The sequence below is a fragment of the Neobacillus sp. S1227 genome, from assembly GCF_055385255.1.
Window position 1 is genome coordinate 5,744,485 of the sequence record NZ_AP038276.1, and the last position, 22,661, is coordinate 5,767,145.

At 39.4% G+C, this 22,661-nt stretch carries 18 protein-coding genes and 4 tRNA genes; 4 read left to right on the forward strand and 18 right to left on the reverse strand.

What is annotated here, in order from left to right; all coding sequences use genetic code 11:
- Positions 1–159 precede the first annotated feature (159 nt).
- Genes ACZ5AE_RS28425 through ACZ5AE_RS28435 form a run of 3 tightly spaced genes read left to right on the forward strand, consistent with a single transcriptional unit; the run spans position 160 to position 3,882 of the window.
- Positions 160–1,644: a spore germination protein gene (locus ACZ5AE_RS28425; RefSeq protein ID WP_464573757.1), complete on the forward strand. Its 1,485-nt coding sequence runs from the start codon at positions 160–162 to the stop codon at positions 1,642–1,644.
- Between the two features lie 8 nt (positions 1,645–1,652).
- Positions 1,653–2,738 carry a GerAB/ArcD/ProY family transporter gene (locus ACZ5AE_RS28430; protein ID WP_464568315.1) on the forward strand — a complete coding sequence of 362 codons (1,086 nt, stop codon included), beginning with the start codon at positions 1,653–1,655 and terminating at the stop codon, positions 2,736–2,738.
- Positions 2,739–2,751: 13 nt separating this feature from the next.
- Positions 2,752–3,882 (forward strand): Ger(x)C family spore germination protein, encoded by a 1,131-nt coding sequence (locus tag ACZ5AE_RS28435; RefSeq protein WP_464568318.1) that lies wholly within the window; start codon positions 2,752–2,754, stop codon positions 3,880–3,882.
- A gap of 580 nt (positions 3,883–4,462) precedes the next feature.
- Here ACZ5AE_RS28435 and ACZ5AE_RS28440 read toward each other — a convergent pair.
- Positions 4,463–4,807: a Na-translocating system protein MpsC family protein gene (locus ACZ5AE_RS28440; RefSeq protein WP_464568320.1), complete on the reverse strand. Its 345-nt coding sequence runs from the start codon at positions 4,805–4,807 to the stop codon at positions 4,463–4,465.
- Between the two features lie 383 nt (positions 4,808–5,190).
- On the opposite strand from ACZ5AE_RS28440, the gene ACZ5AE_RS28445 reads away from it, so the two are divergent.
- Positions 5,191–5,865, forward strand: coding sequence for a trimeric intracellular cation channel family protein (locus ACZ5AE_RS28445; RefSeq protein WP_464568322.1), 675 nt, complete (start codon positions 5,191–5,193; stop codon positions 5,863–5,865).
- Positions 5,866–5,937: 72 nt separating this feature from the next.
- On the opposite strand, the gene rlmH is transcribed toward ACZ5AE_RS28445, so the two are convergent.
- The 17 genes from rlmH to ACZ5AE_RS28530 form a co-directional block, all read right to left on the reverse strand.
- Positions 5,938–6,417: a 23S rRNA (pseudouridine(1915)-N(3))-methyltransferase RlmH gene (gene rlmH, locus ACZ5AE_RS28450; RefSeq protein ID WP_464568324.1), complete on the reverse strand. Its 480-nt coding sequence runs from the start codon at positions 6,415–6,417 to the stop codon at positions 5,938–5,940.
- Positions 6,418–6,518: 101 nt separating this feature from the next.
- On the reverse strand, positions 6,519–6,677 hold the full coding sequence (locus ACZ5AE_RS28455) for a CxxH/CxxC protein (RefSeq protein ID WP_464568326.1): 159 nt from the start codon (positions 6,675–6,677) through the stop codon (positions 6,519–6,521).
- A 141-nt stretch (positions 6,678–6,818) separates the two neighbouring features.
- Positions 6,819–8,054 carry a S1C family serine protease gene (locus ACZ5AE_RS28460; RefSeq protein WP_464568328.1) on the reverse strand — a complete coding sequence of 412 codons (1,236 nt, stop codon included), beginning with the start codon at positions 8,052–8,054 and terminating at the stop codon, positions 6,819–6,821.
- Positions 8,055–8,233: 179 nt separating this feature from the next.
- Complete coding sequence (locus ACZ5AE_RS28465; protein ID WP_464568330.1) at positions 8,234–9,028, reverse strand: MBL fold metallo-hydrolase; 795 nt, start codon at positions 9,026–9,028, stop codon at positions 8,234–8,236.
- Positions 9,029–9,033: 5 nt separating this feature from the next.
- Positions 9,034–9,831 carry a two-component system regulatory protein YycI gene (locus ACZ5AE_RS28470; protein ID WP_464568332.1) on the reverse strand — a complete coding sequence of 266 codons (798 nt, stop codon included), beginning with the start codon at positions 9,829–9,831 and terminating at the stop codon, positions 9,034–9,036.
- A complete protein-coding gene (locus ACZ5AE_RS28475) occupies positions 9,818–11,140 on the reverse strand; it encodes a YycH family regulatory protein (RefSeq protein WP_464568334.1) in 1,323 nt (440 codons plus the stop codon). The genes ACZ5AE_RS28470 and ACZ5AE_RS28475 overlap by 14 nt, the downstream gene beginning before the upstream one ends.
- A complete protein-coding gene (gene walK / locus ACZ5AE_RS28480) occupies positions 11,137–12,966 on the reverse strand; it encodes a cell wall metabolism sensor histidine kinase WalK (RefSeq protein WP_464568336.1) in 1,830 nt (609 codons plus the stop codon). Before walK ends, ACZ5AE_RS28475 begins: the two co-directional genes overlap by 4 nt.
- 6 nt (positions 12,967–12,972) lie before the next feature.
- Positions 12,973–13,683 carry a response regulator YycF gene (gene yycF, locus ACZ5AE_RS28485; protein ID WP_464568338.1) on the reverse strand — a complete coding sequence of 237 codons (711 nt, stop codon included), beginning with the start codon at positions 13,681–13,683 and terminating at the stop codon, positions 12,973–12,975.
- A 292-nt stretch (positions 13,684–13,975) separates the two neighbouring features.
- Positions 13,976–15,430 (reverse strand): peptidoglycan DD-metalloendopeptidase family protein, encoded by a 1,455-nt coding sequence (locus ACZ5AE_RS28490; RefSeq protein ID WP_464568340.1) that lies wholly within the window; start codon positions 15,428–15,430, stop codon positions 13,976–13,978.
- A 354-nt stretch (positions 15,431–15,784) separates the two neighbouring features.
- Positions 15,785–15,857, reverse strand: a tRNA-Phe gene (locus ACZ5AE_RS28495).
- 167 nt (positions 15,858–16,024) lie between these two features.
- Positions 16,025–16,101 (reverse strand) — tRNA-Asp (locus ACZ5AE_RS28500).
- 68 nt (positions 16,102–16,169) lie between these two features.
- A tRNA-Glu gene (locus ACZ5AE_RS28505) sits at positions 16,170–16,241 on the reverse strand.
- Between the two features lie 12 nt (positions 16,242–16,253).
- Positions 16,254–16,329 (reverse strand) — tRNA-Lys (locus ACZ5AE_RS28510).
- Between the two features lie 895 nt (positions 16,330–17,224).
- Positions 17,225–18,517 (reverse strand): adenylosuccinate synthase, encoded by a 1,293-nt coding sequence (locus ACZ5AE_RS28515; RefSeq protein ID WP_464568342.1) that lies wholly within the window; start codon positions 18,515–18,517, stop codon positions 17,225–17,227.
- Between the two features lie 199 nt (positions 18,518–18,716).
- Positions 18,717–20,069 carry a replicative DNA helicase gene (dnaB, locus tag ACZ5AE_RS28520; protein ID WP_464568344.1) on the reverse strand — a complete coding sequence of 451 codons (1,353 nt, stop codon included), beginning with the start codon at positions 20,067–20,069 and terminating at the stop codon, positions 18,717–18,719.
- A gap of 172 nt (positions 20,070–20,241) precedes the next feature.
- A complete protein-coding gene (gene rplI / locus ACZ5AE_RS28525; RefSeq protein ID WP_464568346.1) occupies positions 20,242–20,691 on the reverse strand; it encodes a 50S ribosomal protein L9 in 450 nt (149 codons plus the stop codon).
- Positions 20,688–22,661 carry a DHH family phosphoesterase gene (locus ACZ5AE_RS28530; protein ID WP_464568348.1) on the reverse strand — a complete coding sequence of 658 codons (1,974 nt, stop codon included), beginning with the start codon at positions 22,659–22,661 and terminating at the stop codon, positions 20,688–20,690. Before ACZ5AE_RS28530 ends, rplI begins: the two co-directional genes overlap by 4 nt.

The following is a 22,661-nucleotide window of genomic DNA, read 5'->3' on the forward strand; positions in this document are numbered from 1 at the left end:
AACTTATCCTATTTCCAAACAGTTTATTCCACTTTTATCTTTTACAATTCAATTCAAAACAAGTCCATAAACTACTTTCTGGACTTACTTCTTTATATAACCATGGATAAAATGGTTTTTTTTTCAAATAATAAGAAAAAATTATTAAGGATTTTTCAAATGGCAAATACACCAAATAACAATAACTGCCCAAATTATAAAAAAATTAAATATATCCTCAACCAATCACCAGATTTACTTTGCAGGTCCATTGAGGTCGCGGGAGATTGTCTGGAAATTGTATTTATGAAAAATTTAATTAAGGCTGAAACAGTTAATGAATATGTTATTAAATTCATTCAACAGCTGCCAAAAAAAGATATAACCTATTCTTATTTAATGAAGAATATCCCGATTGACGAGGTAAAGATTGACTTTAAGGAACAAGAAATTATTTCTTCACTTTTAAATGGATTCGTTTATATTTACTTATTAAAAGAAAATAAAGCCCTTTTAGTAAATTGTGCTAATCCAATTGAAAGATCCATCGAGAAAGCAGAAACTGAATCTTTGGTATACGGCCCTAAAATTTCGTTTACAGAATCATTGTCTTCTAATATAAAAATTATCAGACAAAATCTAAATAATTCTAATTTGTGTACGGATGAATTGGAAATAGGAGAACTTGTTAAGAAGAAATTAAGAATTATTTACATTAAAGATTTAACGGATGAAGACATACTAAAAACACTTAAGCAGAAGCTTGAAACTATTACAACTGATGATATAAGTGACAGTTCAGTTTTGGCACAGTGTCTTGAAGATAATCATTATTCTTTTTTTCCTCAGTTTATCATGACAGAACTGCCCGATCGATTTCTCTATTCTATTTTAAATGGACGGGTTGGTATCCTTTTAGATCGAAGCCCAGTGGCTATTATTGGGCCTGCTAATTTTTTTTCGTTTTTTGAATCAACAGAGGATATTTATTTACGCTGGTCTTTGAGTACCTTCATAAGATTTATACGTTTTTTGGCTATGGCTGGATCACTGCTCTTTACAGCATTCTATGTTGCAATCCTTACCTATCACTATGAACTTATACCATCTAAATTGTTAATTGTCATTGGGCAATCACGTTCGCAAGTCCCTTTTCCCCCGTTACTAGAAGCAATATTAATGGAATTATTAATTGAATTACTTAGAGAGGCAGGGGCACGTCTTCCATCAAAAGTAGGTCAAACAATGGGGATTGTTGGAGGGATTGTTATTGGTCAAGCAACTGTTGAGGCTGGCTTAACTAGCAATATTTTAATTATTATCGTGGCATTTAGTGCATTAGGGGCCTTTTCAGCTCCAATTTATGAGATGGGGACTGCTATAAGAATTGCCAGATTTCCTTTCATTATTCTAGCAGGTGTTTGGGGTTTTAATGGGATTATGATTGGTGTCTGTGTACTGGTTGTCCACTTGTTAAAGTTGACATCCTTAAATAGACCTTATCTTGCACCTCTATACCCGTTTAGGATAAAGGATTTAAAGTACTTTCTCATACGGCTTCCACACCATTTTTATAGGAAACGTCCTGTTGTCAATCGTCCATTAAACGTATTCCGGATAAGATGGAAATTTAAAAAAACAGAAAACGATTTAGATGAATTTTGAGGTGGATAATGAAATCAAATATTAGTTTTGTAAACGCCTATATTGCTTTCTTTATCATTCACACTTCACAAATCGGAATGGGCATACTTGGCGTCCCTAGAATTGTTTATCTTGAAGCTAAGCAAGATGCCTGGATCAGTGTTCTACTCTCTGGACTATTCATTAGTGTTATCATTTGGATGATAATTAGCATCCTTGGTAAATATGAAAACTGTAATCTTTATGAAATACACGAGAATTTATTTGGTCGCTTTATAGGCAGTATCATCAATACCTTTATGGTTATTTACTTTATTGCAGCTCTTTACTCTATCATCATTGCTTATGTTGAATTGTCCCTGACATGGGGATATGAAGGAGTTGATGAATGGGTAGGTGTTTTAGTGCTATTATTAGTAACCATTTATGCCGTATCTGGCGGATTCAGAGTAATTGCAGGAACATGTTTCTTATCCTTCTTAATGACTATATGGCTGGTATTTGTTTTTTATCAACCACTTGAATCAATAAACTTCACTAGAATTTTACCCGTCATGTCGGCAACCCCAGCACAAATAATGAAAGGAGTATTTAAAACCAGTTTTACAATGTTAGGTTTTGAAACTTTATTTTTTATTTTTCCATTTATAAAGGAGAAAAAAAAGCTGCTTTTTTTCAGTCAATTAGCAATCTGGTCTACTACACTTATTGTCTTTATAACAACTGTTATTTCGATATTATTTTTTAGTCCAAAGGAATTAGAAATACATATTTGGCCTGTGGTCAGTATGATAAGCACGGTCCATTTTCCATTTCTTGAAAGGTTTGAATTTATTGCCGTTCCATTATGGATATTGGTTATTTTTCCAAATTTATGTTTATACCTGTTCATTTCTTCAAAAGGAGTAAAACAAATATTTCATTTAAAACAAAAACATGGTATATGGGTAATCTCAATAATCATTTTTATCACGAGTTTTTTTGTCACCAAAAGAGTCGAAAATAACCTTTTTTTTAATCAAGTTGGTCATGTCGGCTTTTACCTATGGTTTATCTATCCGATCTTGTTATATTCCATATCAATCATTAAATCTAAACTTTTTTCACATTCTTAACGGAGTTGAAAAGATGAAAAAATGGCTTATTCTATTTTGTTGTCTTCTCTGTACTGCATGCGTGCCCCCTGGAAAAATATTAGAAAGGCAAGGGATTTCAACTATTATTGGTTATGATTTACTTGATAAAGATACATATAAAGGCTCTATTAGCTTGTTGCAATTCGACCGTAAAGAAGAAAAAACAAGTGAAACCATTTCTGCCGTCGGTACTACAAGCAAACAAATAAGACAAAGGTTAGAACAACAAACAAGCCACGACATTACATCTGGACAATTGAGGACAATACTTTTTGATAAAGATATAAGTGAAAAGATAGGAATTTCATCCTTTTTAGATACAATGCAACGAGACAGCAGCATTGGATCATTAGTATTTTTGGCCATTACAAACAATACTGAAGAAGTCATTAAAAATAATAACTATGAAGAATACCCTGAGATGGGGTCATATATTTATCAATTATTGGAAAAGCAAACAAGGAATGAAATGTTAATAAACTCTAACCTGCATGATTTTTTCTCCACTCTATATGAAATTGGCATCGATCCTACCTTACCTATTATATCGAATAAGAATGGTGCAGCACCCTATATTGAAAAGGTGGCATTATTAAAGGATGATAAAATGGTCGGTTCTATTTCTTTAACGAAAACCTTGTTCATAAAATTGTTCACCAATCGCAGGGCTTCTTTGGGAGATATAACAGTAAACATTCCTATAGAGATTTTAGAAAAAAAGGGAATACCACTAGTCGAAAAGCCAAAAGGAAATAAATTTAACGTTACAATTCGTCCAATAAAGCACCGAGGAAAAGTTAAATTATCTAACGAAGATGACCTTTATCTAAACGCAACGATTAAGGTTTCAACTATAGAAATACAGCCTGCAATTACTCTTAGCAACAAGAAATCTATAAAAAAATTGGAGCAACTGCTTGGGGAAGAACTAAGCAAAGAATTGGGGGATTTTCTTGAGGAGTTAAGAAAATTAAATACTGATCCAATTGGCATTGGAAGAAAAATAAAAAGCATCAGAAAATATTCCAATTTTAGTGATAAAGATTTGAGGGAAAAGTATTCAAGTTTAAAGTTAAAATCAACTATTCAGGTTGAAATAAAACGAACAGGTGCTGTTGATTAGTAAAGATAGTAGAGAAAAATACTCTACTATCAGATTGTCGAGAAAGTATATTTTTCTCGGCAATTTTTTATTTTATCAGAATCCGGAATTCCTTTTTTATGAAAAATTGTTCCTGCTAATGGGCCTGTTGATTTCCGCTCCAGATGCTCCGCTTTCCGCGGGCGGTTCGGGATTTCCATTTAGGGAATAAGCCGGTAGTAGGATGGAATCTTCTATGGGCAATAACATCAAATATATTACGATCCGAAAGTCCCTTACAAATAGGATTAGTGAGATAGCCTGAATCTCAAGAGTATTAATGAAAATCTGTTTCTATCCAAACTTTTCAGTCTCCTTATTGGCATTAAAGTTGTACCTTAATGCTTTTATTTTCCTATCATACATCTTAATTAATAGTCTGCTTATGCTCAACTAAAAAAAGATAAGTAATGCTATCTCATGTGACTCTTAAGTAAAGCACACAATTTAATCAAAACTACTGCATCTATTTATGGTATGGTTTCACCGCACCTGTTAAACCGGAAGTTTTGAGGCGTTTTGAATAATGCTCTGTTTTATTTGCAAAAAATCCCCTTGGTTATTACTCAATCGTTTTTTCAAAAATAAATACAGATACAGCCATATCCTCTTCAATCTTCGCATCCGAAAATAAATGTAGGAGCTTTGAACCTACGATCTCCTCCATTCCTTCTGGGATTTTTTGTTTATATATATCCCGAATCATTTCAGTTCGGGCAGTATGAATTACTTTTTTACCCTCTTGAGATTGTGCAATAAATTTTTCTGTCGGAGTTAGAATACCATACATGGTTGTGATCGCCATATTATCCACGAAGCGAGTAAAAATTTGCTCCGGTCCCTTTCCAAAAATCTCTTTCCGCATCTTCCGTACAATATCATTAAACGCTGTTTCCTTTTTCCCCATGCTCTCTCCTCCTAACAAATCGATACTATACAACAAAGTCCACAAAAAATTCAACCAGTCCTAAAAATTTGTCTTGTTTTTCTGCTTGGGAGGAGTATAATCAATGCTGTTGGACAAAATTTCGACAAATTTATTGATGGAGTCCTAATAAAACTTTTTGTTAGAACTCTATTTATTATTTCCAATGGAATGATTTATTAGTAGGCAATGCTAATTGATTACTCCACCACAATAATCGTGCTAAAGAGGCGATTTCTTGTGGTGGAGTTTTTTGTTCAAAAATGAATACTGATATTTTTCTTTCTTGCAAGGTATTTTGCAACGTTCGTATTATCGTCTGAAGAGATAAGTAAATTATTAATATCAGGAGGTTTTTTAAAGGAATGTCTTGGATCGTCCTTCATTTTATCGGAATTATTTCATATGCAGCAAGCGGGGCTTTTGTAGCCCTTGAAGCAGAATATTCCTTTGTTGGGGTTTTTGCATTGGGATTAACCACAGCCTTTGGGGGAGGGCTTGTACGAAACTTGATTATCGGTGTCCCGGTTTCAGAGCTATGGGACCATTCCATCATTTTAACGGTGTTACTGACGCTGACATTCGTCGTATTATTACCGCTAAAGTGGATTAATCATTGGAAGCGATGGAGTTTATTTTTTGATTCAATTGGTCTTGCTTCCTTTGCTCTTCAGGGAGCATTGTCAGCTCAAGAGGTTTTTTCTAATGATTTGGGCGTAATGGTCTTGGCGTCGATGTTTACAGGCGTAGGAGGGGGGATGATTCGTGACATCATCGCGGCTCGAAAACCCCTTGCCTTAAAGGAAGAGATTCATGCGATTTTAACGATTTTATGTGCCGTATGTATTTGGCTGGGTTGGAGTACCCCCATTCAGTTGACCCTGATTGTCCTTATAGTTATAGCTTTGCGCATGTCTGCTATCCGCTATCAGTGGCGGCTCCACCTGCCCTACAATCATAAAAAGGGTAGGAAAACTCGAATACGTATTTCTCTAAGTAGGAAATCTATAGATAAGCCAATCTATGAAAAAAGCAAATAAAGATTTAGACCCAGTAGTCATCCTACTGGGCTTTAATAACGCACTAAGGAAAATTAATGTAAAAAACTCCCTCTATTTATGGTAAGGTTCACCCCGATTAATCCGAAACGACCGATAAACCTGTTCAACCAATATCAGCCTCATCAATTGGTGGGGAAAGGTCATTCGCGAAAAGGACAGCTGCTCGTTCGATCTTTTTAAAACCTCTTCACTCAACCCCAATGATCCGCCGATCACAAAAGCAATCTTGCTCTTCCCGTACAATGCCAACTTATCTAATGTATCCGCCAGCTCTTCGGAAGATTGCATTTTTCCTTGAATCGCCAATGCTATTACATATGTATCCTGACTTAATTTCCCTAAAATCCGTTCCCCTTCTTTTTGCTTTACCTGCAGCATTTCCAACTCACTTAATTCTTCAGGAGCCTTTTCATCGGCAACCTCGATAACTTCTACCTTTGCATAGGCCGATAATCTTTTTAAATACTCATCAATACCCTGCTTCAAATACTTTTCTTTCAGTTTACCAACCGTAATAATTGAGATATTCACAATCCACAACCTTTAAAAATTTGATTACAAACAGTTTACAAACAACTTATCCACAGAAGTTATCCACATATTCACAATTTTTATCCACATCTTGTATGGAATCATTTGTTCCCCACAATATATACAGCCTGATTTCGACAATATTCACAGGTTGTTGATAAGTTATCCACATCAATTTTATTTAAAATAGGATATGTTTCATATTCCTCCAAGATCGTATCCATTGCTTCACTCACATGTTCCTCACAGGAATAAATCATTTTACTTCACCTTCCCCAAACCTTTTTCTTTTTATCAATAGTTTTTACCAAACCATTCTTCTCATACCTAGCTAAAATCCTCATTTATCATAACAAAAAGAAATAGGGAAGTGAATCAATCACTTCCCTAAATCAACACCATTATTGAGTTTTATCCCCCGCCAGTGTCATGGTTACCTCTTTTATCTTACCGTCCCGATAGAATTTAATCGTCATCTGCTCACCGATTTTCTTCACCTGATATAAATGCTTCCTTAAATCAATGACATCGTTGATTTTCTGTCCGTCCATTTCAACTATGACATCCAATTCCTGCAGACCGGCAACTGCTGCCGGTGAGCCTGGAACTACCTGGCGAATAGCAACCCCATGGGTTACATCGCGTGGCAGTTTTAATGCCTCCTGCTGGTAATAGGCAGGAATTTCATCAACAGATTTTAAATCTACACCCATGTAAGGCCGCTTTACGCTGCCGAATTGTTCTAAATCATTAATGACCGGCTTGGCTGAATTTATCGGAATCGATAAGCCGATTCCTTCAACGGCCTCCTGGGATATTTTCATCGAATTAATTCCGATTACTTGGCCGGCCATATTAATTAAAGCACCGCCGCTGTTTCCTGGATTGATGGCAGCATCAGTTTGCAATACCTCTGATTGCCAATCAATGATGCCATCCTGATTAATATCAACCGGAATCGTCCGTTTCAAGCCGGATATAATTCCCTGTGTGACTGAACCAGAGAAGGTAGGACCAAGCGGGTTGCCAATGGCAATAACCGGTTCACCCATTTTTAAGCTGTCAGAATCACCGAATTCCGCAACCTTTTTAATTTTTTCAGCATCCACTTCAAGTACAGCCAGGTCTGTCCAAATATCGCTTCCTAATAGCTTGGCCGGTATCTTTGTACCATCCGAAAGGCTAACCTCGAGCTTTGTAGCCCCCTCAACAACATGGTGGTTTGTTACCACAAAGGCCCTGCTGCCTGCCGTCTTATAAATTACTCCTGATCCTGTTCCCGCCGGATCTTCCGTTTCATTTTCGCCATTATCCCAAAATCCCGCTGACTGGATGTTATTAATTCCAACAACAGCATCAGCTGTTTTATCGATGGCATTGGTGATATTGGTGTTAACATCATACGATATTTGTTTATGTACAACATTTTGCTTAGATGTATTATCTGTTTCTGTCACAGTACTTTGCTGTGGCTCTACTTTGTATGGAAGTACACCGCGGTTGGCAAGAGCGGGGATGGAGACAATCACCAAAATGGCTCCCAAGACGGCTCCAACCAGGCTTGCTATAAAAATTCCACTTTTATTTCCTTTTTGCTCCCGATAGCGATTTGGAGAATGATCATCATAATAACCCAATTTACACCATTCCTCTCTACAGAACCATTGCTAACGTTTATTTTGGCTTATATAAACAATTATACTCCAACACAAGTAATTTACTAAAAATTTGGATAATATTCCATAAAACTTCATTTTTTGTTCATACTTTTTTCATACTAAAAAAAGAGAGGAGCCTTCAACAGAAAGCAACCTCTCTATACTGCAGTCAACACAGTCGGTATTTTTGGATCTGTGTCATACAGGTCAAATTGTTCGCCCACTATTAAGCCGCGGCTTTCCAACGTCTGTGACACCGACATTCTCGCTAAATCCTTCATATTGTTATCTAGGCTTAAATGGGCAAGGTAAATCCGTTTGGTCCGGTCACCAACGACCTCACTCATTGCAAGTGCCGCATCTTCATTGGAAACATGGCCGACGTCACTTAAGATTCTTCGTTTAATGTTCCAAGGATATCTGCCCATCCTTAGCATTTGCACATCATGATTGGATTCAAAAATATATACATCGGCATCTTTGATTATGCCCTTCATCCGATCGCTTACATAACCGGTATCAGTAATTTGGACGAGCTTTTTGCCGGAATGATGGAAAATATAAAACATTGGCTCAGCCGCATCGTGGGAGACCCCAAAAGATTCAATTTGAACTGAACCGAAGTTTTTTACAGATTCCATATCAAACACAAACTTCTGCTCAGTTGGGATTGCACCTACTAAACCATCCATAGCCTGCCAAGTTTTTTCATTTGCATAGACTGGCAGCTTATATTTACGCGCTAAAACGCCAATTCCTTTGATATGATCGCTATGCTCGTGAGTTACAAAAATAGCAGAAAGCTTGCTGATATCCCGGTCAATTTGCTGAAACAGCGCCTCCATTTGCTTACCGCTTAAGCCTGCATCGACAAGAAAGGAGTGCTCTTCAGCCTCTACATATAGGGCGTTGCCTGTACTCCCGCTTGTAAGAATGCTATAACGTAAAGACATACATTTCACTCCACTTTAGTTTTTTCATCGCTTTTGAATTGGATGATTTGCCCTTCAAAAGCATTCACAAATAAATTTCCCTTATCATTGACTACAAAGTGCCAGGTTGGCGCCAGCACTTGTGAGGCTGCTAATTGGATACGTGTTGAGTAGCCAAGCTCCACCTTGGTAATCTTACTTTTTGGTTTGATTTCTCCCTTTTGGTGCAACGTTTCAATCGCCTTTAAAGGGGTGAGTATTTCTTCCTTCGCCGCAAGCTTCTCGAATCCCTCTAGATAGGTCTGCTGATAAGAGACTATTTGATTTTCAGAATTATACGTAAAGGTAATCATCCCGTTAATATTTTTGTATAATGGAGAACTTTCATATTGCTGAAAATATGTGATCGTACTCTTTTTCTCATTTTTCTCCCCAAATTGATACTGGTCTCCGTACAAAATATTGTCCTTTAAAAAGGAGGCCAATTCGGCAGGTTCGAACTTATTGCTTAATGCAAATGGCTTTTCCAATTCCGCTTGAAGGGTGGTACCGGGATCCTTTAGGGTAACGGACTGCCCTTTCAGCTTTGACGTATCACTTTTTGTAAAAACCTTTGGTTTTGCACTTAAGTACTGCGACTTTATTTTCGCTGTCGGCAGTTCTTCGTATTTAATTTCGTCAGCCTTTAGTTTCTCTTCAAAAGACGTCTCAGTTACGAATTCATATTTATTGGCATCACGGATTTTCATAAATTGGAACAGCAGGTATACATCCAAGATTAAGAATGTAACAATGAAAATTGTCTTAATTTTACTCCAATCCATGTGCCGGCCCCCCTAGGTTATCCATTGTAAGCTCTCCCCATTGTTTATCATAGCGATAGAACCAGGCAGGCTCTAAAAGGATTAACTGGTTTTCCTCCGAATCCCGATCCATTCGATACCCTAATACTAACTCCTCGAGAAGCTCAGGCTTAAAATTCCTTTTTTTCTCTAAGAAATTTAACACATCATGACCGGAGGCCCGCTTCACCGTTTTCATTTCGGTTGTAAGCGGCAGCTCCAAGGCAATGTTGGACCGTATATATCTATTAAGTTCATTTCGGCCCCATACCTCCGTAATCTCAGAGATGCCTCGTTCGCTAAACACGGGGTAGCCGTCACCGGTATAAAGTCGAAATACAACAGTGGCACTGTATTCATTTTTTGAAACATAATGATAGGAATCCGTCCATCCGCTATGTTCGTTGATTAAATCAATACTGCGCTTCACTAAGTCATAAGAATTATCAACAAATTCGTCCTCTGCAGTAGGATTGACGTATGAAAGTATATTCGTATCATCACTGACTGTCATTTTACTTGAGTCACTTGTATATTCTTCCCCACCACGAATCGGGTTCTTCTGCACATTGCTAGGGTCTCTGAACAAGGCTTCTTTAAATTTTTCCGAATTAAGGGTAACAGGCAAATACTTATACGTTTTCATATCTGTTTGGCCTTCCGGTAAAAAGATCGTTTTATTTTCCGAGGGCTTATACGCAAAATACCGCGGAAAGCGAGGTGCATTTTTGAAAATGTCTCGGTTAAAAGCAGTTAAATTTGCCGGTGAAATATGACTTATATAAACCTGCTGGTTTTCCGACGAAACAAAATAGACAACTCCATTCTCATTGCTGGAATTCTCCACGTTGATAATCATCCTATTAAAATTAAAGGAAGGAACCTTTTTCCCTTCAATGTTTAAGACACCACGATATATAGCGATTGGGACCTCACCCGGAAAAACTATTTCTGCGTTTCCAGGGCTGTGAATAAGGTCATTAATGTTTTCAACATTGTCGGTATAGTTTTTAATATCAAAGATAGACCATTTGCTAATTTCCTTTATGACATTGTCAATTTCATCCGGATCATTGGTCCCATAATGATCATCTTTTATATGAAAGAGAATTCGGTCAGGACGAACGATTTTCTGCAGCTCCTGCTTTTCACTCACCGAAACTTCCGCAACATAGCTGTCATTTTCCATCGTGTCGAAGTTAGGCTGGTATGTCCAGAGATTCCAGGTTAAAAAAATACTGATAAACACCAATATTGTTAAGATAATGGATTTTATATTTTCATATTTCATGACCATTCATCCTCTTCAGCACTTTCATATGGCAAGGAAAATGAAATGGTAGTTCCTTTCCCTTCCCTACTAGATGCCCAGATATTTCCGCCATGAGCACTGACAATTTCTTTAGCAATAGCCAGTCCTAAACCTGTTCCGCCCATTTTCCGCGTTCTTGCCTTATCGACTCGATAAAAACGGTCAAATATTTTTCCGATACTCTCTTTGGGAATCCCCACTCCTTGGTCTGAAACGCTGACAATAATGGTCTCATTTTTCTCTTGAATAGAGAAGGTGACCTGGCCGCCTTCAGGAGAATACTTCAAAGCATTGGAAATGATATTGTATAAAACCTGCGTCATTTTATCCTCATCCATTTCAACGAAGATGCCATGCTTGGGGAGAATTCTTTTAAATGTTACGTTTTGCTCCTTTGCCATTTCAAAACGGTCAATAATTCGGTCATAGAAATCAACAAAGTTTACCCATTCCATTGTCATCCGATAATCAGTGCTATCCATTTTTGACAATGTCAACAGGTCATTTACCAAGCGAATCATTCGTTCCGTTTCCTTGCTTGTCACTTCCAGAAAGTTTGGAGCAATTTCCTCATCACGCCATGCACCATCTGCAAGAGCCTCAAGGTAGCTTCTCATTGTCGTTAATGGGGTCCTTAGCTCATGCGAAACATTGGCTACAAACTCCCGTCTTTCGAACTCAATTTTTTCCTGCTCGGTAATATCATGCAGAACGCATATCAATCCGTTTACAAAGCCAGTTTCTTTTTGAATCACGGAAAAATTGGCCCTTAGGATGTATCTTTCCTGCTTTGTACTATAGTCCAAAATGAGCGAATCATTCTCCTCCAACAAATCTTCAAAGGTATTCGTGTCATCCAAATCTAATAATGACACAATTGGCTGGGAGAGCACTGTTTCACGTGAAACACTCAGCATTTCTGCTGCCGGCTCATTAATAAGGATTACCCTGCCTTTTCTATCCGTTGCAATAACGCCATCAGTCATGTAGGAAAGGACGGAGGATAGTTTTCTGCGTTCCCCTTCCGTCATTGCCTGGGCTTCCTGCAATTTTTTTGTTAAATTGTTAAAGGTAATCGCCAGCGTACCGATTTCATCGTACCCATACACTTTTACCTTCCGAGAAAAGTTCCCTTTGGCCATTGCCAATGCCTGCTTTTTCATATCGGCAATCGGCCTTGTAATGGTCTGGGCTAACAAGATCCCTAATACTGCTGTGATTGACATCGCAATGGCTGTCCCTGTTGCAAAAATTGTATTAATGGTTTTCATTTGTTCAAAAACACTCTCAATTTTTGCGACGAGGTAAATGGCTCCGATAACCTTCTTGCCGGATTTAATCGGCGTAGCGAGGACCCAGATCCGGTTTCCCGTCTTCTTATCAATTAACAGGGCACTTTGGTCTTCTTCCAAAACCATTGATTGTTTAATACGAAGTTCAGTTGTTCTTTGGCCCACAAGCCCTTGATTGTCTGAATCAGAAGTCCCGAGAATCTTTAGTGACCTGTTTTCAATCACCCGCACCTCTGAGATATCCCCAGCATTATCAAAATCCCTAAGGATTTTATTGATATCTTCCTCAAGAGTCGGGTCTTCAGCAGTTCTTTGTTTCTGTATTTCCTCACGGATATTGTATCCTAGTAAATTCACACGCTCTTTTAAGGCCGTTTGGAAATTTGTCCTCAATGTTTCCTCCAGCTGCCGGACAAAATAAACCCCGATAATCTGCATCGCAACTAAAAGGAGGAGCACATAGATGATCACAAACTTAACGTGTATCGAGCGAAAGAAGCCTACTTTTTTCACCAGTCACTACTCCTGTTCAGGATTCCGTAAATAATAACCTACCCCGCGGCGCGTCACAATCCAAGCAGGGTGACTCGGACTATCTTCTATTTTTTCACGAAGCCGGCGTACCGTAACATCGACCGTCCGAACATCACCATAATAATCATAGCCCCAGACCGTTTGTAGTAAATGCTCACGTGTCATAACCTGCCCAATATGCTGTGCTAAGTAATAAAGTAATTCAAATTCACGATGGGTTAGCTCAATGGTTTCCCCGCGTTTAGACACGACATAGGCATCCGGATGGATGACGAGAGCGCCAACAACAATTTCATTCGTTTCATCTTCCGCATCCGGCTGTGCAATGATTTGCTGATGGCGGCGCAAATTCGCCTTCACACGGGCGATTAACTCTCTTGTACTAAACGGCTTCGTCACGTAATCATCAGCACCAAGCTCAAGACCAAGAACTTTATCAATTTCTGAATCCTTAGCTGTAAGCATGATAATCGGCATTTCGTACTTTTTCCGGACTTCGCGGCAAACTTCCATTCCGTCTCTTTGCGGAAGCATTATATCTAACAGGATTAAATCTGGTTGGATTTCTTCAACTAATTGAAGTGCTTGGTTTCCATCATAGGCGCAATAGACATCATATCCTTCCTTTTTTAGGTTAAATTGGAGGATATCAGCAATCGGTTTTTCATCATCAACAACGAGAATTTTCTTTTCCATACCATTGCTCCTTTTTGTTTTTATTGTCTATTTTTTCATTATTAAAGTCATAACAACTCTATTTTACTTTACCATTGTTTCGTCTGAAATTCATCCATAACAAGTATTTGGAAGACTTCTTCCAGTTAACTACTAGAGTTTCTAAAGAAAACTCGCCGATTGGTGAGCCCCCTAAGGGCGAAGACAGAGGCGTAGTTGCACTTATGCGTTAAGAAAGTATAAAGCTTTCGGCAGAAAGTTTATACTTTCTTATTAGCCAAAAGAAAAAGCCTCTAGTTAAAACTAGAGACTGTTATCTACTTAGATAAGAAAGTGGATTTTCCAAGCCGCCATTTTTATAAACCTCGAAATGGAGGTGGACACCCGTTGCATCTCCGGTTGCTCCCATAACACCAATCGCCGTTCCTTTGGAAACAGTCTGGCCTGCTTTTACGTTAAGCGAGGACATATGGCCATAAAGGGTACGCATTCCATTTTGATGGTCAATGATAATTTTATTTCCATAGCCGCCGCTGTCCCAGCCTGCTGAAACAACTACGCCATTATCTGCTGCTTTGATTGTTAAATTACTTGGTCTGGCAATATCGATCCCTTTATGCTTTCTACCCCAGCGGAAGCCCATTTCACTGGATACATACCCGCCGACAGTCGGCCAAGCAAGGGTGCCCTCACCACGGGAAGGAATGGCCTTTGTTCCTTTAATAATAATTTTATTTACAGGCTGCTGCAGGACTTGCTCACTAGTAACGTCCTTTTGTGCAGTAACACCATTTTGTTCTGAAATATGGTAGGTTACTGAGCGAGATCCGTTTTGACCCTCTTGTTGTACTTTTTCTTCTCCCTTAGGAAGATTTGCGTCTTCTTCGATTTGCGTTTCAAATGGAATGGTTTCGATTTGGTTCACTTCTTTTTCAACGATTACATCCACGTATGGCTTTAAGGCCGTAATATTCATTTCCTGGCCGGCTTTTATTAATGAATCTGCTGCTAGTCCAGGATTCAAGGCTAGCAGGTCCGGAACTGTCAATCCATTTTGATGGGCAATTGATTCAAGCGCGTCGCCATCTTGAACAGCGTACTTCTTTTCTTCCAAAGTGCCTTTTTGTAAAAGAGTAACAGCTTCAGCAGGAGTTACGATTTTTTGCAACTCTACATTTTCCGTTTCCACAGATACATTTTTTGAAAAGCTTACATTTAATATACGTGTTTCATTTTGATTTAAAGCCGGTAAGGTATCAGGTGAAGCCGCTTTACGTGCTTCAAGGTCTTGCAGCTGCTGTTCACTAACATACTGCTGTTTAAGATTCTTGATTACCTCCTCTGCTGTACTCTTATTTTCCAAATAAACAACAGGTGCTCCATCGATAACAATGGCAGCCGCTTCTGCTTGAACTTGGAAGGTATTTCTTAAATTTTGCAGAGTCTCTTGGTTGTTTGCATTGGCGCTGAAAACCTGTTCAGGTACATATTGAACCTGTTCTCCAAACTTTATGTTAAGATCCTTGATGGATTCCTTCATAGAATCTAGTTTCTCTGCAATAATCTTATCGACAATTGCTTTATCGGTTACATTACCTATGTATGTACCATTGAGATAAACATGATAAACAGTGGTTAAATCAGGTGAAGTAGCCAATGCCGCCGGGCCGCTGCTAAACGCAATGACAGAAGCTGCTACTGCTGATGCAATGGTTGTTTTTAATAATAAAAGTTTTTTAGAATTGTTTTTTTTATTTAAAGAAAACATTATTTCCTCCTAAACCACGGTAAAACACAATGAAAGGGTTTCCCAGAATTTTAGCCACTCTTACTTTACCATAGTTTTATAGAGAGGAGATTACTAGTCTCCATAATGTAACACAATTGTATAATTACTGACATTTTCCTACGTTGTTTGAAATATGTTAGTCATTTCTTCCCGTATTTTTGTACGGTAATAGGGGGAAATTCCTATTGCATCAAGGATTGTCTAATATCGGGGTATTTTTACAAAATAAGACAGGTTTCTATGTTTTTTTCAAAAAATAGGTACATTTATTACATTCATGTAACAAATATAACAAAAAAGAAGTCCGCAATGTTTGCGAACTTCTTTTTGGGATGGCTCAGGACGGAATCGAACCGCCGACACAAGGATTTTCAGTCCTTTGCTCTACCGACTGAGCTACTGAGCCATATTTAGATGATTTCCTACAACAAGTATGAGGCAGGTCCTTTGCATACATCTCAGAAGGCTTATTCAAGGAGCGTCTCGATGTCTGCCCTGAAGTATTTCAAGGGAGCTTATTCGATCGTGCTCTACCGACTGAGCTACTGAGCCATATACCTACTTTTAAAAAAGTGGCGGTCTGGACGGGACTCGAACCCGCGACCTCCTGCGTGACAGGCAGGCATTCTAACCAACTGAACTACCAGACCAATTTAGAATATGATCGGCCAGCAAGGAGACCGTCCTTGCCAGTCATTTACCGGCCGACCAAAGCCAATGACCCCTACGGGATTCGAACCCGTGTTACCGCCGTGAAAGGGCGGTGTCTTAACCGCTTGACCAAGGGGCCATTCGTAAAGAATGGTGAGCCATGAAGGACTCGAACCTTCGACCCTCTGATTAAAAGTCAGATGCTCTACCAACTGAGCTAATGGCTCATTATTAAGATGATTCCCTAATCTTTTCATTCCGTCGTCAGATGCAACCACCTCAGTAAGCTTACTCAAGCAGCGGCTCGGCGATTGCCCTGAAGCAATTCCGCTGAAGCTTATTCGATCGTGCTCTACCAACTGAGCTAATGGCTCGTATTTGTTTGTCATTTCGTGACGACGCTTTTTATAATATCATGATGGTGTTTATTAGGCAATAGTTTTTCTGAAAAAATTTTAAAAAAGGGGAACAGGTTTACTTTTGAGGTGCAAAACGGTAAATCACAACCCTAACCACATACCAAATCACATAACCTTTCACAACACAAATCACAGTATATTGCACAGTCCATAAGGCTTTGAGATGAAAGTATCTCTAAGCCTTATTTTCTTTATTGGACTAAAGCAAACGTAAGTGTACAAGTTCATTAGACAGAGTTTGATAAATAAGGGGAGAAATTTCCCTTAATTAGCAATTAAGATCAAGAATAACTAAAATAGGCAGAGAAATTTCCCCTATTGACTCAAAAAACTTCAGTATTGGGGATTTTGCTTTGTTTAAGCGAAAAACCTTCCCTTATTTACGCCGGAATGAGCCCTATTCTCCATTTAGCGGAAAAGTTTTCGCTTATTTTATTACCACTAGTTACTCAATTAAGGATAAGACTTCTTATGTTTCAAAGCGTTGGGGGAGTTTAAAAATTCACACACCCTCCAATACCTTGTAAGCAATTAAAATTCTCTAAAATGGTGAAAAATCAATAAAAATCGCACTGTGAATCATATTGTGAATTCAAGTGTGTTTTGCTGTGTGGTTTAAAATGATTGCACCTCTAAAGTGAACCCGTTTAAAAAAGGGACGGTTCTTCTGTTTTTGATGCAGAAGAGCCGTCCCCATGTCTCATTAAACCTGTCTCCAAGGGTTGCTGACAATGTTGGTTTGGGTACGATCTGGACCAACTGAGAAGGTCGATAATGGAATTCCTGTTAATTGAGATACGCGCGCTACATAGTGACGGGCATTTTCAGGCAGTTCGTCTAATGATTTGCAGCCGGTAATATCTTCTGTCCAACCTGGCAGTTCTTCATAAATTGGCTGGCATTGAGAAAGAATCTTTAGGTTGGCAGGATATTCTGTAATGACTTCGCCATTATATTGGTAAGCTGTACAAATTTTTAATGTCTCAATTCCTGTAAGAACATCAATGGAATTCAACGAAAGATCTGTCAATCCGCTTACACGGCGAGCATGGCGAACCACAACGCTGTCAAACCAGCCAACACGGCGTGGACGTCCTGTCGTTGTACCATATTCACGGCCGACTTCCCGGATTTGGTGGCCGATTTCATCATGTAACTCAGTTGGAAATGGGCCATCACCAACACGGGAAGTATACGCTTTACATACACCAACAACATGAGTGATCTTAGTTGGGCCAACTCCTGAACCAATCGTTACACCGCCGGCAACCGGGTTGGAAGACGTAACAAATGGATAGGTTCCTTGGTCGATATCAAGCATAACACCCTGGGCGCCTTCGAACAATACACGGCGGCCTTCATCTAAAGCATCATTTAATACGACGGAAGTATCACAGACATATTGCTTAACCTGCTGGCCATACTCATAGTATTCATCAAGAATATCTTCGACTTTGAAACCGTTTGTTTCATAAATGCGTTCAAATAAACGGTTTTTTTCCTCTAGATTGCGAACCAATTTTTCTTCAAAAATTTCACGGTCAAGCAAATCAGCAATGCGAATCCCGTTCCGGGCTGCCTTATCCATATATGCTGGACCAATTCCCTTTTTAGTTGTACCAATTTTATTAGCGCCTTTGCGATCCTCTTCCACTTCATCCAATTTTATATGATATGGAAGGATGACATGGGCACGATTGCTGATACGCAGGTTATCAGTTGTAATTCCTTTTTCATGTAAATAGGCAAGTTCTTGAATAAGTGCCTTTGGATCGACTACCATGCCATTTCCGATGACACAAATTTTCTCCTTATAGAAAATACCTGAAGGAATCAAGTGCAGCTTATAGGTCTCGCCATTAAACTTGATGGTGTGGCCTGCATTATTTCCCCCTTGATAACGGGCAATTACTTCTGCATTTTCTGAAAGGAAATCAGTGATTTTCCCTTTTCCTTCGTCTCCCCATTGTGTACCAACAACCACTACTGATGACATTTAAGGCACCTCCGAATTTTTAACTTTCATTAAATTAATTAATTCCCTTACATAGTTTATCAATTATTTATAAGAAAAGTCAATTAAACACGAACGATTTATATTAAAATAGTAAAATATGTTCGTAAACTAAAAATCTATTAAAAAGGGGTCTGATCCCGCTGCAGGACAACATTAAAGCAGCGGGAATCAGGCCCCATTAAGCCCCTGGAGATTCATATCTAGTCTCCAGATTTACGAATTTATTATATTCCTTCACGAATGCCAGTTGGACAGTGCCAACCGGGCCGTTACGCTGTTTGGCAATGATTATTTCAATGATATTTTTGTTTTCCGATTCTTTATCATAGTAATCATCACGGTATAGGAAGGCAACAATATCAGCATCCTGCTCGATAGATCCCGACTCACGAATATCCGACATCATCGGCCGCTTATCTTGACGCTGCTCCACACCACGGGACAGCTGCGATAAGGCAATAACAGGCACCTTCAGCTCACGAGCCAATTGCTTAAGGGAGCGGGAAATTTCTGATACTTCCTGCTGACGGTTTTCGCCAGAGCGGCCGCTTCCTAGAATAAGCTGCAAATAGTCAATTAAAATCATTCCCAAGCCATGCTCTTGCGCTAATCGGCGGCATTTTGAACGAATATCACTAATTCTAACACCCGGGGTATCATCGATATAGATTCCCGTTTGTGACAAGCTGCCCATGGCCATCGTCAGTTTGCCCCAGTCTTCCTCTGTCAGTGACCCAGTACGAAGTCTTTGGGCATCAATATTCCCCTCTGCACACAAAAGACGCATAACAAGCTGCTCAGCACCCATCTCGAGACTGAAGATAGCAATGTTTTCCCCTGTTTTTTTCGCAACATTTTGCGCAATGTTTAAGGCAAAGGCTGTTTTACCAACAGAGGGACGGGCGCCAACAATGATTAAATCATTGCGCTGGAACCCAGCAGTCATCCGGTCAAGCTCCACAAACCCTGTCTCAAGGCCGGTAATATCGCCAACGCGTTTATGCATTTCCTCAATATTGTCATACGTCCGAACAAGGACATCTTTAATGTCATGGAAGGCTCCGGCATTCTTTCGCTGGGCCACTTCCATGATGCTTTTTTCAGCCTCGCTTAAAAGTGATTCAACTTCATCTTCACGAGTATAACCATCTGTAGCGATATTAGTCGCCGTACGGATCAATCTTCTAAGTAGTGATTTCTCTTCTACGATTCTCGCATAATATTCAATATTGGCAGCCGTTGGCACAGCACCTGCTAGTTCACTTAAATAGCTGACACCGCCAATATCCTCTATTAATTTTGCTGCAGCCAGTTCCTCAGTAACAGTTACCAAGTCAACTGCTTTACCTTCATCATTCAGCTTCAGCATCACATTAAAGATTTTTTGGTGGGCGGCCCGATAGAAATCCTCTGGAATCAAGACTTCCGAAGCCATTGTTAAAGAAGAAGGCTCTAAAAAAATTGCACCTAATACCGCTTGTTCTGCCTCTATATTTTGGGGAGGCATGCGGTCAGCAAACAAATCATTCATCTATTAAAACCCCTCCTAACTAGAGAGTGCTTATTAATCTTATAAAAATAATCATATCTTAAAAAGAAAAAAGTGACCAGATAAACCGATCACGTCTCTAAGCTTGCTTTTTTATTTTATCATGATTCATCAAAATTTGAACTGGCAAATTTTATTCTCTAAAGGCTATCTTTTATTTTCCTTCTTTCACATGAACGGTCAAAGCGGCCGTTACCTCATGGTGGAGCTTAACCGGAACCTTCGTATGACCTAATGTCCTAATCGCATCATCAAGCTCCATTTTCCGTTTGTCGATTTTAATGCCGTGCTTCTTTTGCAGTTCTTCAGCGATTTGTTTTGAGGTGATCGAACCAAATAGACGTCCGCCCTCACCAGCTTTTGCTGTCAGCTCAACTGTAATTTTATCCAATTTTTCTTTGAGCTTTTTCGCTTCAGCAAGCTCTTCAGCGGCTTCCTTTTCCTGTTTTTTCTTTTGAGCATCCAAGGTGCTGACATTAGCAGAGTTTGCTTCAACAGCAAGCCCCTGCTTAATTAAGAAGTTATGGGCATAACCGTCAGCCACATTTTTAATTTCACCCTTTTTTCCTTTTCCCTTTACATCTTTTAAAAAAATTACCTTCATTCCTTTGTACTCCCTTCTAAATATTCGTCGATTACTTGCTTCAACTGGTCCTCTGCTTGTTCGATGGTAAGGCCGGTCAGCTGGGTCGCTGCATTTGTCAAATGGCCGCCGCCTCTCATCCCTTCCATAATGACCTGTACATTTATGTTTCCTAGTGAACGAGCGCTAATTCCAATCAGTTCCTCATTTCTTTTAGATATAACGAATGAGGCCATCACTCCGTTCATGGTTAGAAGCGTGTCTGCTGCTTGGGCGATAATCACTTGGTCATTGAAATCTTGTTCTGTGCCTTTGGCAATGGCAATTCCCTCATGATAGAAATAGACGGATTCAATAAGCTTCGACCTTTTAATATATGTACCGACGTCTTCCTTCAGGAACTTTTGCACAAGAATCGTGTCAGCCCCGTGAGCACGCAGGTATGACGCAGCATCAAATGTCCTTGATCCAGTCCTTAGCGAAAAACTTTTGGTATCAACAATAATACCCGCCAACAGCGCTGTTGCTTCAATTACTTCAATTTTACCTCGTTTTGGCTGATATTCCAAAAATTCCGTTACCAGCTCTGAAGTAGAAGAGGCATACGGTTCCATATAAACGAGCAATGGGTTGGAGATAAAATCCTCACCGCGGCGGTGATGGTCAATAACAACGACATTATCGATTCTATTGAGCACCCGCTCCTCCATAACAAGGGAAGGTTTGTGGGTATCGACGACAACTAGCAGGGTTTTATCCGTGGCAATTTCTAAGGCCTCTTCCGGACCTATAATGCTGGAATATAACTTCTCCTGATGGCGGATTTCATCCATCATCCGTTTAACGCCACTCTCCATTTCCTGCATGTTGACAACAATATAAGCATCCTTTTGATTGAGTTGTGCCACTTTATAAATTCCAATGCTCGAACCAATGGAATCCATATCCGGATTTTTATGTCCCATAATTATGACCTTGTCACTGGCTATAATCAAATCTCTTAAAGCATGGGAGATAACCCGTGCCCTCACGCGTGTACGCTTTTCAATTGGATTTGTTTTTCCACCGAAAAATTTCACCTTGCCGTTCGGAAGTTTAATCGCCACCTGATCGCCGCCGCGGCCTAATGCTAAATCGAGGCTCGATTGGGCTAACAATCCCAATTCCGGCAATGAAGATACACCTGTACCAACACCAATACTTAAGGTGAAGGCGGAATTTTGCTTTGACGTCATTTCCCTCACTTCGTCTAAAATTGAGAATTTCCCCTTCTCGAGACTGTGGAGAATCTCCTCATTAAAAACAGCAATAAAACGTTCTGACGATATTCTTTTTAGAAAAATTCCATTTTCATTTGCCCACTTATTTAAAATAGAGGTGACCAAATTATTAAGACTCCCGCGCATTTGATCGTCCATTCCCTGTGTCAGGTCGTCATAATTATCTAAGAAGATGATGGCAATAGCTGTTCGTTCATTCTGATATAACTTTTCAATCTCAGCTTGTTCAGTTACATCAAAAAAGTACAAGAGCCGTTCCTCAGGTTTATGAATGACACGGAATTTCTTATCTTGCAGGGTGATAACTTCTGTTTTGGCCTCCTGTTTTATCAATGGAATTAGGCTGTCAGCGACATCGTAAAGCGACTTGCCTAGCAAGGTATTCTCATCGAAACATGAGGATAAATAAGGGTTTGCCCACTCGATGGTATATTCTTCACTGATCAGCATAATCCCGATCGGGAGCTCGAGCAGCGCCTCCTCGCCAACCTTTTTAACTCGGTAAGAGAGGGTGGCAATATACTCTTCCATTTCCTTTCGCTGGCGCCGGTCCACCACAAACATATAGTAAAGAGGGATAAACATGGCGAAAAACCCCGCCAAGCTTAATATCCAATTGTATAATAGCAGGACAACGAGCAGTACCACTGTAACGCCGATTAATCCATAAAAAGGATAACGTATCGACCGTTTTTCTAAAAATGCAGGCAA

What these genes read in the sequence shown, in the direction of transcription:
- ACZ5AE_RS28425 (WP_464573757.1), top strand. Translation starts at nt 160, where the DNA reads ATGGCAAATACACCAAATAACAATAACTGCCCAAATTATAAAAAAATT.
- ACZ5AE_RS28430 (WP_464568315.1), top strand. Translation starts at nt 1,653, where the DNA reads ATGAAATCAAATATTAGTTTTGTAAACGCCTATATTGCTTTCTTTATC.
- ACZ5AE_RS28435 (WP_464568318.1), top strand. Translation starts at nt 2,752, where the DNA reads ATGAAAAAATGGCTTATTCTATTTTGTTGTCTTCTCTGTACTGCATGC.
- ACZ5AE_RS28440 (WP_464568320.1), bottom strand. Translation starts at nt 4,807, where the DNA reads ATGGGGAAAAAGGAAACAGCGTTTAATGATATTGTACGGAAGATGCGG.
- ACZ5AE_RS28445 (WP_464568322.1), top strand. Translation starts at nt 5,191, where the DNA reads ATGTCTTGGATCGTCCTTCATTTTATCGGAATTATTTCATATGCAGCA.
- ACZ5AE_RS28455 (WP_464568326.1), bottom strand. Translation starts at nt 6,677, where the DNA reads ATGATTTATTCCTGTGAGGAACATGTGAGTGAAGCAATGGATACGATC.
- ACZ5AE_RS28465 (WP_464568330.1), bottom strand. Translation starts at nt 9,028, where the DNA reads ATGTCTTTACGTTATAGCATTCTTACAAGCGGGAGTACAGGCAACGCC.
- ACZ5AE_RS28470 (WP_464568332.1), bottom strand. Translation starts at nt 9,831, where the DNA reads ATGGATTGGAGTAAAATTAAGACAATTTTCATTGTTACATTCTTAATC.
- ACZ5AE_RS28475 (WP_464568334.1), bottom strand. Translation starts at nt 11,140, where the DNA reads ATGAAATATGAAAATATAAAATCCATTATCTTAACAATATTGGTGTTT.
- yycF (WP_464568338.1), bottom strand. Translation starts at nt 13,683, where the DNA reads ATGGAAAAGAAAATTCTCGTTGTTGATGATGAAAAACCGATTGCTGAT.
- ACZ5AE_RS28490 (WP_464568340.1), bottom strand. Translation starts at nt 15,430, where the DNA reads ATGTTTTCTTTAAATAAAAAAAACAATTCTAAAAAACTTTTATTATTA.
- ACZ5AE_RS28515 (WP_464568342.1), bottom strand. Translation starts at nt 18,517, where the DNA reads ATGTCATCAGTAGTGGTTGTTGGTACACAATGGGGAGACGAAGGAAAA.
- dnaB (WP_464568344.1), bottom strand. Translation starts at nt 20,069, where the DNA reads ATGAATGATTTGTTTGCTGACCGCATGCCTCCCCAAAATATAGAGGCA.
- rplI (WP_464568346.1), bottom strand. Translation starts at nt 20,691, where the DNA reads ATGAAGGTAATTTTTTTAAAAGATGTAAAGGGAAAAGGAAAAAAGGGT.